This is a genomic window from Novipirellula galeiformis, from assembly GCF_007860095.1.
Classification (GTDB): Bacteria; Planctomycetota; Planctomycetia; order Pirellulales; family Pirellulaceae; genus Novipirellula; species Novipirellula galeiformis.
The window spans coordinates 1-13,543 of record NZ_SJPT01000010.1 but is presented as its reverse complement, the minus strand read 5'-3'; the positions used below and the strand labels follow the sequence as shown (position 1 = coordinate 13,543).

Annotated in this window: 7 protein-coding genes, 1 tRNA gene and 1 pseudogene; 5 read left to right on the top strand and 4 right to left on the bottom strand. The window is 55.7% G+C overall.

Annotation, left to right across the window (positions count from 1 at the left end; all coding sequences use genetic code 11):
- Positions 1-199 precede the first annotated feature (199 nt).
- On the top strand, positions 200-490 hold the full coding sequence (locus tag Pla52o_RS22220; protein WP_146596841.1) for a hypothetical protein: 291 nt from the start codon (positions 200-202) through the stop codon (positions 488-490).
- A gap of 156 nt (positions 491-646) precedes the next feature.
- Positions 647-1,339, top strand: a complete 693-nt coding sequence (locus tag Pla52o_RS22215; protein WP_146596840.1) for a hypothetical protein — start codon at positions 647-649, stop codon at positions 1,337-1,339.
- A gap of 95 nt (positions 1,340-1,434) precedes the next feature.
- Here the strand turns inward: Pla52o_RS22215 and Pla52o_RS22210 are convergent, their stop codons facing one another.
- The 4 genes from Pla52o_RS22210 to Pla52o_RS22195 all read right to left on the bottom strand — a co-directional run bounded on the left by Pla52o_RS22210 (position 1,435) and on the right by Pla52o_RS22195 (position 10,604).
- Entirely contained in the window at positions 1,435-2,841 is a 1,407-nt protein-coding gene (locus tag Pla52o_RS22210; protein WP_146596839.1) for a tetratricopeptide repeat protein, read from the bottom strand.
- Complete coding sequence (locus tag Pla52o_RS22205) at positions 2,838-4,181, bottom strand: ATP-binding protein (RefSeq protein ID WP_146596838.1); 1,344 nt, start codon at positions 4,179-4,181, stop codon at positions 2,838-2,840. The genes Pla52o_RS22210 and Pla52o_RS22205 overlap by 4 nt, the downstream gene beginning before the upstream one ends.
- Positions 4,182-4,410: 229 nt before the next feature.
- On the bottom strand, positions 4,411-8,535 hold the full coding sequence (locus Pla52o_RS22200) for a hypothetical protein (RefSeq protein ID WP_146596837.1): 4,125 nt from the start codon (positions 8,533-8,535) through the stop codon (positions 4,411-4,413).
- Between the two features lie 371 nt (positions 8,536-8,906).
- Positions 8,907-10,604 (bottom strand): alpha-keto acid decarboxylase family protein, encoded by a 1,698-nt coding sequence (locus tag Pla52o_RS22195; RefSeq protein WP_146596836.1) that lies wholly within the window; start codon positions 10,602-10,604, stop codon positions 8,907-8,909.
- Positions 10,605-10,913: 309 nt separating this feature from the next.
- On the opposite strand from Pla52o_RS22195, the gene Pla52o_RS22190 reads away from it, so the two are divergent.
- The 3 genes and pseudogenes from Pla52o_RS22190 to Pla52o_RS22180 form a co-directional block, all read left to right on the top strand.
- Positions 10,914-12,713: a proteasome accessory factor PafA2 family protein gene (locus tag Pla52o_RS22190; RefSeq protein ID WP_146596835.1), complete on the top strand. Its 1,800-nt coding sequence runs from the start codon at positions 10,914-10,916 to the stop codon at positions 12,711-12,713.
- A 239-nt stretch (positions 12,714-12,952) separates the two neighbouring features.
- A tRNA-Leu gene (locus tag Pla52o_RS22185) sits at positions 12,953-13,037 on the top strand.
- 202 nt (positions 13,038-13,239) lie between these two features.
- Positions 13,240-13,543 (top strand): annotated as a pseudogene (locus tag Pla52o_RS22180) (hypothetical protein); the annotation flags it as partial.

Here is a 13,543-nt window from a genome sequence, read left to right as displayed (position 1 = left end):
GCATCACAGGTGCACCCGATGCGAACGGTTGGTTTAGAAATGAATTGACGTCGGAGTCCGGCAAGCGTCGATGTCCTCATGGTGTGCCTCTGTCGCCGGTCTGCAAACGCCGACAGGACCTCGATTTTTCGTTTCTCCATCCGCTGGTCATTCGCGTCCACAAACGTGGTGAATCTGTACCGCTAGGGCTTTAACTGTCATGACAAAATATCGCCATCGCTACTTTTTCTTTGGCTTGCTATTGGTCTTACTCGGCGTTCAATTTCGCATGGTCGACTCGTTTGTCTTGAACGAATCGACGACTCGAACGCTGGCCCGGTTCAGCCAAACCACGACCGCCACCAACACGTCTTCGATGGTCGATTCGATTCTGTTGCGTGTGCATCCCAAGCCGATGAAACGTGTCGAGCCACCGCGCTGGCTTGGCCTTTCGATGATCGCGTTTGGCACGGTGATCACCTTGCACGCGTTTGCGATCCCCCGAGAGTAAGCGATTCGCGAAACGTTGGTAGGTTGGCTCTTGCGTTTGGGGCCACTCCATCGTTCTGCTCGATCGTTCCCGCCCCATCGTTCCCGGCCTGCATGGAAGCCGTCATCCGAGGAACCGTTTCATCTCCTGAAACTGTTACCACTGCGACATTCCATCATGCTGCTACTACCGCTCTTGCTTTTGTGGGCACGTACACCGATGTATTTTTCGCGTTACTTGATGGGGTGTTTGATCCCAACGACGTCCCTCATCGCTGTGTTGACGCCGCTGTTTGTGGTTGCGATCGATGGACATGTCGTCGCATCAGACCGCTCTACCAGTGACACGGCTGGCGTGGTACCCGACGGCGATTCCGATCGCGTGAGCCAGCCTTCCGCACTCGATTCCTTGTCGCCCGGCGGGAAGGTCAATCATCCCGAGAACACACACTACAATTCTCTTCGTCACCAGTTGCGAGATGGATCGGTCATCCCCCCGATAACCGGCCAGATATCCATGTCGGGGCGGCGATGGTTGTTTACGCCCGTCCAGGAAAAAGGGACGCAGGCTGTTTTGCCAGGCAACAGCCTCCGCCAAATCAACATTGAGTCTCGAGAATCACTACGCAGCAACGCTGCATCGGTCGTCTTCGAATCGTCCCTTCGATCGTTCGCAGAAACCGCCTCGGAAAAACCGTCCAACCCCGAAGTGAAGTCCTATGAGCTCGTCGAGAATCTTGTTCTCGAACGTGTTGTGAACGCAATTCGTGCCGATGCGAACGACAACCAATGGACCATCACGGCACAAGCGACCGAGTTCTTTAAAGACAATCGCTTGATCCTGTTGACCGCGCAGCGATCTGGGAAATAGAGGTTGCACGGGGATCCCCAAACGCGTTGGAGGCCTTTCAACCGATGTTGCCGGCGGGGCTTGTTTTGATCCCAATCAGCACCGCAACGGCATGACTATGTGGGATCCATGATCCCGATAGTGACAATCAATGCGATGAAGGCGCACGTTGCAACCGCAGCGATTCCAAGCAGGGTGCCGCCGATCACCCAAACCTTCTTTTCCGTATGGGTGCCGCGTTTGGGGGTCGCCGAAACCAACGCGTTGGTCAAGAATTGGGCGCCGATCGATCCATACAACAGCGGGGTGAAGTACAGCAGGCCGATCCCTTGCAACGGTCGACGGATGTCATGGGTGAGCCAATGGCTTACCAGCAGTGTGGAAACCACCACCGCAGCCATAAAGCCGAGGGCGATGGTGACCAGTGACAACGTCGCTCGTGGCCAACCTTGTTGACAGCGATAAATGCCTCCTAGTGGCGGTATCAACAAGACGCACGCCAACGCACATCCAAGCAACGCAGCGGCGCCGGTTGCAAAATAGGCGACCACCAACATGATGCCACTGAGCACGCAAACGCCGACCCAATTGGACGTGCGAATTTGTTCCTTGGACAACGCTAAACGACCAAACGGGCTGGTTCGCAATACCAAGTTGAACAGCGGGCTTGCCACCCAAGTCATCAAGGCAAACGCGATATACAGAATCAGCAACGGTTGCAGCAACGGAGACCACTCGGGATGCTTAGCGGCAAATCCCGAAAGCAACTGAAAACCAATGTAGGCGCCGATAATCACACCCCACTGAGCTTTCTGTTGAAGCTTTTGCATCCACAGAAACCAATTCAGCATGATCCGATAAAGGAAGTAACGCGACTTCATCGCTTCGATGATTCCAGCACGCGCCCAATCCATTTCGGGATTCAAACGGAGCGATTCGCGAAAATGCTCCATCGCTTTCTCAGGTTGATTTTGTTCAAGCAGCGTCCAACCCATGTTAGCGTGCGCGTACTCGTCTTCGGGTGCGCGTTTGAGTGCCGCGCCGATCGCCTCTTGCGCTTCGATCTTGCGTCCTAACTTCACCAACGCCATGGCGCGTAGATTGGTGCACGCGGCGGACTCGGCATCGAGAGAAAGCCCGGTTTGGGCAGCCTCGAGCGTCCCTTTCCAATCGCTTTGATTGAACCGGATTTGAGCGAGTTGTGCAAAGAAATTGGGGTTGTAGGGATCCAATCCGATCGCGGTCTCAATCGCGGTTTGGGCCGCAGCAAACTGGTTGCGGTTCGCCATCACCAAGGCTTGCGCATAGAATGCGAACGCTTGATCGGGAGCTAAATGAATCGCCAACTCGGCTTCACGTTGTGCCTCATTATCGTTTTTTGTGTTGGAAAAACAGATCGCCAGCACGGCATGTGCCACTGCGTGATTGGGCTCCGACGCCAAGACTTGTCGGAGTTCATCGATGGCTAACTCATAGCGAGCTTGGTCCAACAGCATCAAGGCGCGTTGTAAATGTGCATTCATAGATTCAAATACTTTAACACGTCGTCGTAGATGCCGCCTTGGTTGGAATAGATCGCGTAATTCCGCGCCGTTGAAAACCACTCACGCGTCGTTGGGCTGAGGGACTTCGCTGCCCCGATCAAGTCTTTCGTGACCAGCGGTTTTGGGATGCCTTCCTTCAACGCAATGCGTAATTTCTCTTCAATCGCTTGGTCGACGACCGCTTTCATGTCGGCCCCCGAAAACTCAGCCGTCTTCTTAGCGATTTGCTGAAAATCGATTGAGTCTTGTGGTTTCCCTTTCAAATGGATCCGCAACACCTCCGCCCGCGCATCGTTGTCCGGTGGCGGGACAAACAACACTCGATCAAAACGCCCAGGGCGACGAAATGCCGGGTCAACGTGCCAAGGAGCGTTGGTCGCAGCCAAAACCAACACCCCTTCGTTGGAGTTTTTGACGCCATCCATCTCCGCTAAAAATTGATTGATCACGTGTCGCCCGGCACCGCTGCTCATGTCGCTGCGGCGGCCGCCGAGTGCGTCCACTTCGTCAAAGAACAACACACAGGGTTGGTTAACGCGGGCTTGCTCAAAGATCTGAGCAAGATTGCGCTCGCTTTGGCCCGTCCACATGTCCAACACATCGCTGATGCCGACGGAGATAAAGCCAGCTCCCAATTCGCCAGCGGTGGCGCGCGCCAAATAGGTTTTTCCGCATCCGGGGGGACCGTACATCAAAATCCCCCCACCGATTTTTTTTCCGTAGGCTTCGTACATTTCCGGATGTTGAAGCGGGTACAAGATCTTTAGCCGGATCTCTTCTTTTAGCTTGTCCATCCCTCCGACATCATCAAACTTGATCTTGGGACGTTCAATTTCAGAGACAACGATTTCGGGTGAACGCTGGCTCGATTCGCGACTCCGCCCTTCGACCACGTCGCCGTCTTGATACGCTTCACCCACGCCCAATTGATCTCCGAGTATCGGATCGGCGCAGGCGGGATCGCGTTGGATCCCCTCCTTGTACTGAATCACCGCGTCACGCACTTTGCCTTCGCCCAATAACAATTTGGCCAGCACGATGAACGCTTTGGCAGGCGCCGATTCCGAGCGGCAAAGATCTTCTAGGATCACCATGGCTTTGCTCTGCTCGCCGAGCGAGAGGTAGGCCGACGCCAATCCATATTTGACCTCTCCATGATCAGGCGAAAGGCTCAGTGCGTTGCGATACTCCGCCGCGGCCTCTTCGAAACGGCCAAAACTGACCAACGTCTGGGCGAGGTGAACTCGGAGCGGCAGATTGTTAGGCGAAACCTTCAAGGCCTCACGAAGTCCGTTGAGTGCTTCGTCTTCGGGCGCCATGATCGATCCTGGGCGAGTTGGTCGGGGGTCAATGAGTCTCGCCGATTGTACGAGCTGCGCAGTGGCGTTCCTAGTACGTGGCTAGGCGTACGTGGCTGGGCGTACGTGGCTGGGTAACGAGCTGTTCCACCACCCGAGGGCACCGAATCATTCGCCACCCTCGTTGCTCCAACCGTTGCACTTCGCGGCACTCCATCGCTCAGCCAACGCGACCCGCCGTATGATTCCGTTAGTTCGCATCCTCCGTGCTCAACGTGGCCTCCAATACTTGCTCACGCTCGGACACCTTGCTGAATTGCTTCCACCCCCACGCCAACCAGCGCAACAATGCTGCAGCTAACCACAATGCCCAAACCAACATGAACAGTCGGTAGAACCACACCGAGATCGAGACCACTCGAGTCAGCGGCAGCTCGGCTCCCGTTCGTGGGGTGAACCAATGCAATTCGCTGCCCCATGATTGGTTGCCCGCGATGAACATATCGGGATGTCCGAGCAGCCCTTCGCCCACCACGATGAACAAAATGACAAGCGAGATCAGCGTCATCAACACGATCAAGCCTTGCAGCAAGTAATCACGCCAATGGTAATGGCGATCCAAGGGATGCTCGCCTCGCCACCCTAGCAAGAACAACCACCCCACCACGATCATCGCTGCGGGCAAAGGCACCTGGGTCAAACCAATCGACAGTAACACCCACTCGAGCCGGTTCAGCGGTGACATCGGGAGACTGCCCAACACAAATGCGATCAGGATCGCCACCGCCAAGATGGTCCAAAATCGGACGGCCGGCCCACGCAGCGGGCCGTCGACCCACAGGATCCAGCGGTTCTCGGGCATCACCATCGTGGTGGTCACGTTCGAAGCATCTACTGGCAACGTGACTAACGAGGAGCGCGCCGTCATCTGCAACGGCTTCGCAGTACTCCACCCTATGGCTACCGTTTGCCGTCCCGGTCTTGCTGGAATGATCAAATTCGCTCCGTCTCGCTGAACGGGAATCGCTTGCTGATCAAGCGTCAATGAAGTGATCTCAATCTCAGGTTCAAGGGCAATTACGAAATCGTTTGCCAAACTGCACTCAAGTTCGAGCTCCATTTCGCTGGTGCGTCGACGATCGCCAAGTGTGGTCGAAAGGTTCACACGTTGCGCCGTGACGGTATCACCCACGACCGCTGCTGGGCGACTGAATTGGATCGTGGCGGTTTCGCCCGGCCACGGTTTCCAGATCGGAACCAAGGCCTCTTGGTTCACCGCAAACATCGGGGGTAGCCCCGAGATCGAAACGTTCCAAATCGGTGAGGTGATTAAATGCCATCGCTCGACCCAGCGATCGGTGGATGCGGCCGTCAACTTGATTGCAGGGGTGGGTTGGAGTTCACTCACCCAGGAAAATTGGGCTTGGTTTGCCCCCATCTGTACGTCGATGGATTGGTCTTTGACCTCTCGTCCCGAGCTGAGCACGTTCTCGCCTTCGATGAGCGGAACCTCAAGTGAAATCGCTTTTCCTGTGGCAGAAAGGCGTGTTACGGTATTGTGAACCTTCCAAACCAAGCCGATTTCGAGTTTTCGATCGATGACCACCACGGTATTGAAGGCGGTGCGGTCGTACGCCGCCGCTTCGTCGCTCGGCGCTTGCTCTTTGGCGAAAAATACTTGGTCGGCGGGCACTTGATTGGGACCGAGCCCGGTGACTTTCCATCCCGGAGCCTCAATCGATACACGCCGTGGTTTCAACAGGAACGTCCATTCCCATTCTGCTGCGTCGCCGAGCGTGCCTTCCACCGTGATGTCATGAATCCCTTTGGGGACCACGATCCAAACGTAGCCTTCGTGACGGGAAACCGTCACGTCATTGTTACCGTCCATGGTCACCGAGATGGGAGACCACGCTGGCAAACGTCCTGGCAAAGGTACCGCGACATCTGCCGCCGCATGCAGCGTGACGTTCATGGTCAACCGGTTGTCTAGGATCTTCAGCTCCACCGCCGGGATGTCGGCCGCATTGGGAAATGCATCCGAACGCTTCAACAATCGCTCGCGAAGGGTGCGGAGCATCTCTGCTGAAGGAATTGGCTGAGGATAAGACTCGGGCTTCTCAGCCGCAGCAGACGCCGGCTTCGCATTCTCATCGTTGCTGTTTCCTTCTTGAGCGGAGGCAGAAGCCGGCAGGAGTGTCAGTCCCAGTAAGGCGGCCGCCGCGGCTTTTCGGATTTTCCATCCCGCCCAAGGCCATGGGGGGGTTCGCTTGCGAAGCAAGATCGCCGCCAAAAGAATCAACAACACAAGTCGCACACCCGTGATGACACGGTTCACCGTCAACGAGACCAGCACGGGGTGGATTGTTTGCTCCGCTGCAACCGGGCCGTTCCAAATGCATACCACATCGTTCCAACGCCACTGTGGCTGAGCCGGACCGGTTTGGATCATGGCCTGAGGGTCGTAATTCAAATTTGATTCGTCGGCGGACTGGCGTTGCGATGATTTGGATTTGCGTTCGTTACGACGGGACTGGGATCTCCCCAAATATCCACCGGACGATTCGACCAAGTCAAATTCAGTCACTGACTTCGTCTGATAATCACGTTTCGATCCGATGCCACTCCACACGAACAATCCGCGACTGCCGTACGACATGCCTTGGGGTTCGAGTTGAGGGTAAAGCACGTTTTGCACCTGAGTCGCGATAAAAGGAACCAAGCAAAACAACAGGATCACGGTCGTCACGGCTTTCCATACCGTGATCCATTTCTTCAGCGTTCCTTCCCCGACGACCCGCAGCAGTGCAATCGGCATCAGTAATAACAACCACGTAATTCGCGGTGCACCGGGCTCATGGTAGGACAACGCGAACGCCACCAACGCGACAAACCCACCTACAAACCCAAACAAGCGGAACACCGCCAGCGAAAACACTAGCAGTAGAAAAAGGTCCAACAACGACCATGCCGTTAACCAATCGCCGCGGACCTGGTCCGCTCCGAAAACCGCAAACACACGCCAACCAGGCGGAGTGGTTAACGTCACCTTAAGTGACTCGGCATTCGCGTCCCAACCGGTGGCCGATAATTCGTCATCGAGCGGGACACGCCCAACCGCTTCCATTTGTAAGTTGCGACGACGGATCTCGCTGCCGCTAACGCCTGTAGCGGGATTAACGGTGATCAGTTGCCCTTCGCCATCGACTCGTACCGCGCCAAGATCATGACCATCGGCCACATCCAAACGCCAAATTTGTTGCATTTGTCCATTAAGATGGTCGAGGTAAGTCAACGAGTTGCCGTCTTCATCTAGCCACAGATGCCGAGTGATATGGAGGCCTTGGCGTGTCTTGGCTCCCATGCCTCGCATCTTTTCAACGAGCGAAAATGGTTTGCTGACGTCCCATTGATAAACCGGCAAGCCTCGCCAGTCCGCTGGGAACGTCGTTTGCGAAGCGTCGACCATCGGCAGCCCTTCGATCTGGGAAACCCGGAAATCGGGATCCGTTTGCAATCCGACTAACTCCATTGCGACCAACGGGTTGGCGTTGGCCGCGAAAGTAACGTCCGTTGCGTCATGGGTGCGAAATGCATTGAGAGTGATCGTCCACTTGCCTGCTCGGACCTGGGCCTTGATCGCCCCGAGTTCGTCGACCGCGACCGGGATCGGACTCTCCACCGTCGCCAGTTGCCATCCTAACGGAAGGATCGAACCGAGTGATTCCTCACGGCTCTTACCCGAAACCGTGATTTCGATGCGAGTCCGCAACCACAATGGAATTCCGTCTTCAATCTTGCGATACACCTGCAGCGTTAGCAGATCTTTATCGGTCGCCTCACTACGCGATCGCTTCAACCAAACCTCCCCCTGAGCGTCCCAGGTCGGATTGGCTACCTCGGTGCCTGACACGCGAAGCGTCAGCATGCCGATTTCTTTGGGAATGTGGATGCGTTGTGGCATGGAATCCCAAAGGAATTCCCCCGACAACACGCTGCTCCCTTTCGCCAACTTGATCGCGGGGGAGCCATCACGCTGGACCACCACGACCGGTTCGTTATCGACGCGAACGTTGGTTGGCCAGATCGAGGGAGTCCCTGGTAACGTCACCCATGTGTCCTCAAAACTTTGAACACGAAGCTTGAAGGAACCTCCCCGTTCGTCCGCCGTCAACTCGAGTGTCGAGGGCCAAACACAGATGCTCTCATCAGCGTTGTTGTACAACTTCGGGCAGTCACGATTCGTCGTGTCCCAAGTGACCCAGTCCTGCCACGGTTTCAGCACCTCGGGGATTGCCGCTTCGTCGCCGTATGCCGTGGACCGCGTGCACGGGGGAGTTCCGAGTGCGACCAACAAAAATAGTGGCGTAACCATCGAACAAAATCGTCGAGCCAATAGACGGAAGTCACACATGAGACGCTACACCGGTAGGGAAACTGGGCATTGGGGGGCGACAGAGATTTAAGGCTACATGCCTCCAGAGCCCCCGAAAGCGAATAACTTCGCAAGAAACGATAAAAACACTTCATTGGGTTAGGAAGGGACGAGTGCTTAGGTGGAGATCGCGTTGGAAACGCGTAGTGAGCCACCCCTGGGCCGATCGACGCGAACCGGCCTAAGCGAGCGGATCTACGTGAGTTGATCTACGTGAGTTGATCTACGCGAGCATCGTCACCCAATAAGCCAAACCGGCGGTGGCGATGCATCGGGGTTTGGCGGAGGGGAAACGATTCGAAAACGGTTCGCTAACCAACCGTTTTGCTCATTCGCTCGGCCAGTTTGCGCAGCGTTTGACTGGCGTCGTTCTCCTCCAGTTTGGCGTGGATTAGATGCGGCAAGTCTGTTTGATTCCACGCGGCATCCAAGGCGTTGTTGAACTCCGCTTTGGTGGAGACCAAGTGACTTATGCCTCGCCCGTAGACCTTCATCAATTCGCCATAATTCCACTTGGCCACTTCGTTGTACTTCCACTCCCCTTCGTGCAAGTAACGCTCGGTGCCATACCCATGATTGTCCAACAAGATGACGATAGGATTGTGACCTTGGCGGATCAACGTGCTCAATTCTTGACCGGTCATTTGAAAGGCACCATCGCCCACAAGCACGACGATCCGATGATCTGGCTTGGCGGTCGCCGCGCCTAGTGCTGCCGGGATACTGAATCCCATCGACGTGTAGTACGCCGGACTCAAAAACTCACTGCGATCATGAATCGTTAACTCCGTCGCGGCGAACAAACAATCCCCTACGTCAGTGATAACGATGGTGTCCGCGTCCAAACGCTGGTTCAGTTGACGAACCATCCAACTTGTCTGTAGCAATTCGGTCGCCGCTTCCTCCGCTGTCTCCGTACTCGTCCGCGCGACTAAATGCGTCGTGTCCCGCGTGGTGGTCGTGGGGGCGGCCTCGATTAAGCCGGCCAGGTACGCCTTCAAATCAACGTTATGAAAGTGATGGTGAGAAATCCGCAGCGTCTCGCTGGTCGCCAAGATGCAGCGGCCAGGATCCAATTTTGCCGTAAAGATGCCAAGATTGATGTCCGTTAAAAAGGTGCCCAACATCAACACACAATCGCTTTCTTCGACGAATCGGGTCACTTCCGCGTCCCCGATCGCTCCCTCATACAATCCGATGAACAACGGATGCCGCTCGCTTACGACACTTTTACCAAGCATCGTGGTGGCGATCGGCATGTTCGTCGATTCCGCCAATTGAATCAATTGATCTTGCAAACGGAAACGGTGCATCTCGACCCCAGCTAAGATCACCGGGTTCTGGGCGTTGGCTAATCGCAGCACCGTTTCGCGAATCGCTTCGTCCGTCGCTTCCTGGTTGTGCTGGAAACCGGCGCCGGTGTATCCGTGTGCCACCGGCGGGATCACGTTGACCATGTCTCGTGGCAACTCGATGTAAACCGGTCGCTTGTAGCGGTCGCATGCATCGAGCACTCGGTCGATTTCTGAAAACGCGGTTAAGGAATCGTTGAGCTCGGTTCCCGCGATCGTGAACTTTTCGAAAACGTCGTACTGTGTTCGGAAATTGCGGACCATGTGGTGCAACAAGGCCCCGGTGTTGCGTTCTTTTAAACCTGGCGAACCCGTCAGTACGACCACGGGCGACTTTTCGGCGTACGCTCCGGCGATGGAGTTGCAAATGCTTAACCCACCGACACAGTAGGTGACGCAAACGGCCCCCATCCCTCGGACCCGGGCGTAGCCGTCCGCTGCAAAGCCCGCACAATCCTCTCGCGTGCACCCGATCATGCGAATCGGACTCTTTTCCAATTCGCTGTACAACGCCAAGATATAATCCCCCGGAATCCCGAACATATCGTCAACGCCGTAGTCCTGTAATCGCCGGATCAAATACTGTGCTATCGTGACGTTCGCGGTAGCCCGGCGGGGCGGTTCATCGGTGTGAATGATCGTAGAGGCTTGACTCATCGTAGATTCCTTTGAAGGCGAACGTAGATAAGACGTACCCCCTTATTGTACGAGATCGTAGCCGGCTGGAGACCGTTTTTCAGTTTGGGAAATGTCGTCTCCCCAGCGGGGTATCGAAGATGAATCGCATCGCACGCAGGGATCAAAGTCACGTCGTAGGGATTGGTTGCGTTGCGTTACCCGAATTTTTCGTTGTCGCGGGTTGATCTACAAAACGTCGCTACACGCCGCACTTTCTCGCAGCGAATTTGGCTCCTACAATAAGCCCGCTCTCAAACGCTCCCCCTCGATTCTCATAAAGTCGCCCTATTGAATTCCCGTCCCTCCTCCTCGCACGATCCCAACACGGCGTCCTCACGGGCTTATCGACGCACCACCCCTTTGGTGTCGCGGTTGATGGGGATGGAAACGGAGTATGCAACGTTGGTGGCGGATCCTCAAAATCTATCTACAGAGGATTTGCCTGCGTCACTGTTTGTCTACGAACAAATTTGTGAGGCGATTCGCCGTGATCAGCCCACTGCAAAAGGAGTTTTCGATCAAGATCAACTGTTTTTAGCAAACGGAGGTGCGGTTACGTTTGAATCCCATCCGTTGATGTACGACTCGCCTGGTGGTTTGATCGAGATCGCGACGCCCGAGGTTCGCAGCCCCGACGAACTGCTCGCCTGCCAGCGTTCGATTGATCAATTGGTTGCCGAAGCAACGGCCGCTGCCGAGACCAGTTACGATCTTCGTGTACTAAAAAATAGCGCTGATGCGCTCGGGCATGTTTATGGATGCCAAGAGAATTACGAAGCCGAGGTGGCGAGCGGTGTGTGGCTCGTGATCTACCGCGTCTTTGTTCTGTTGTTGTGGTCGATGCAAGTCGTCAATCTGGTCGTGTCCATGCCGCTGTTGTGGGCGATGGTGTTTGCGGGATGGATCGCCCGGCGACGACGAGGATCGGCCAGCGACGGAGACAACCAGTCCGTTGTGGATGACGAGGGATTCGACAGCGACGATGGCGATTGGGGCGACGCGGACCAGGGGCAAGACGTTAGGATGGCATTTGGCTCGGTACCGCGTTGGGTGACTTGGACGGTCGTCAATCTATTGCGTTTGATTCACTTGCCGACCTTGTTCGTGCTTCGCTTCGTCGTCCGCCACGTCGCGTTTCGGAAGCAGCGGCGGTACTTATCTGCCTTGCTCGCGTCACGGTTGGCGTTGTGTGGTTCAGGCTCACTGGACCATGACGGACGTTATCGCCTGAGTGCCAAGGCGATGGCGATTGACACCATCACCGATATGGGTGGTTTTCGTGGCGAGCGTCCCGTGTTTGTATTCGGACATTGGTTGGCTCACTATTGTGCCAAGACGTTTTTGTCGTTGGTCTCCACGCGAGGCATGCTTGCTCGGCGACAACGGTTACAGATCGGACTGTCTGATTCGAACATGGCAGACCATGCCGAGTACGTCAAATTTGCTTCGGTTTCTCTCGTGCTCGACATGATCGAAGCAGGCGCGGTAGCTGAGTTGCCCATTTTGAAAAAGGGCGTGGCGTCGATCCATCGTATCGCCAGCGATTGGAACTTGGTGTCGCAAGTGCCAACCTCGCACGGTGAATTATCAGCACTGGAGATTCAGCGAAAGATTTTGGCGGCAGCCAAGCAGTTCGTTGACGGCACCTCTGACCAGTGGCATGGGGAGGCCACCACGGTGATCCAACGCTGGGAATCGCTGATCACGGTCTTGGCTGAGTTTCGGCAGGACCATCGACAAACCGCTGCCGCAGTCGGCCGCGTCGATTGGTTAACCAAACGCTTTTTGATCGATGCGTTGGGTGAGAATGCCGCCTGGACCGACAAGAAGAAGGTCGACTTGCGTTACCATGAGTTATCTGCGGACGGTTACTTTTATCAGCTGTTGCCAGCGAAGCCTGAGGTCATGCTCGTCAATCCGGACAATGTGCGACGGCGTCGGCGTTCGCCGCCAGCCGGAACGCCGGCGGCAAGGCGAGGCTGGATGATTCGTGAATTCGCCGGTGGGGAGGAGTGGATTCAGACCGACTGGACTTATGCGATGATTGGTCGCGGTGGCAAACGCAAGCGAGTCAATTTCGATTTGTAGTTGTGCCAGTCGATTGATTGCTGGGTGCGGGAGATTGTGGTGATCACGTCGATGTTTTTGTGGCTCAGCGGAAAGGGAGGGTGAGCAGCCAGAAGGAATGAATTGGCGTTAAAACCAATACAAACGGTGAACCGTGGGGGCTGTGGAAAATTAAGCGGCAAGGAATGGCCCAGGGGGAGTTGACGGATTCGTCAGTGGACGCAAAACTCTGCGTATTGCCGAGCGAAGACACGACAAAAGCGGCCGTGGCGGAACTGGCAGACGCGCTAGGTTGAGGGCCTAGTGGGAGTTAATCCCGTGGAGGTTCGAGTCCTCTCGGCCGCATTAGAAAAACCCCGTGATTCACGGGGTTTTTTCGTGCGCGGACCGAATCGCTCATCGTCGGCAATCCCACCAAAAATACTTGGCAAAAATACTTGGTGCCACCCACTAATTTTGGTGCCACCCACCAAAATTTGACAGGTGACGCGTTCGCTGGGTCTAATGGCAGTAGTCGATTCGTCCCTCGAAGTCTCGGAGGTGTCCGATGACGCGACCGCCTCGTGCCGAACAATTCACGCCCGATGAAGTGTGTATCGTCCATGCTGTACAGCGTTGTGTACGACGCGCCTACCTAGCGGGCGTCGACGCGGCCACCGGGAAAGATTATTCCTGTCGCCGCGAGTGGATTCGCAGGCGAATGGAAGCATTGGCCTCGGTCCTCGCCATCGACGTGCTTAGCTACGCCGTGATGAGTAGCCATCTGCACCTGATCATCCGCAACCGGCCCGATGTCGTGGCCGATTGGACCGACAGCGAAGTCGCCCTCCGCTGGCTCAAAGTCTTTCCAG

Bases quoted from the DNA above. Each gene is read 5' to 3' on its own strand.
- Pla52o_RS22210 (WP_146596839.1), bottom strand. From the start codon at position 2,841: ATGAATGCACATTTACAACGCGCCTTGATGCTGTTGGACCAAGCTCGC.
- Pla52o_RS22220 (WP_146596841.1), top strand. From the start codon at position 200: ATGACAAAATATCGCCATCGCTACTTTTTCTTTGGCTTGCTATTGGTC.
- Pla52o_RS22200 (WP_146596837.1), bottom strand. From the start codon at position 8,535: ATGGTTACGCCACTATTTTTGTTGGTCGCACTCGGAACTCCCCCGTGC.
- Pla52o_RS22205 (WP_146596838.1), bottom strand. From the start codon at position 4,181: ATGGCGCCCGAAGACGAAGCACTCAACGGACTTCGTGAGGCCTTGAAG.
- Pla52o_RS22215 (WP_146596840.1), top strand. From the start codon at position 647: ATGCTGCTACTACCGCTCTTGCTTTTGTGGGCACGTACACCGATGTAT.
- Pla52o_RS22195 (WP_146596836.1), bottom strand. From the start codon at position 10,604: ATGAGTCAAGCCTCTACGATCATTCACACCGATGAACCGCCCCGCCGG.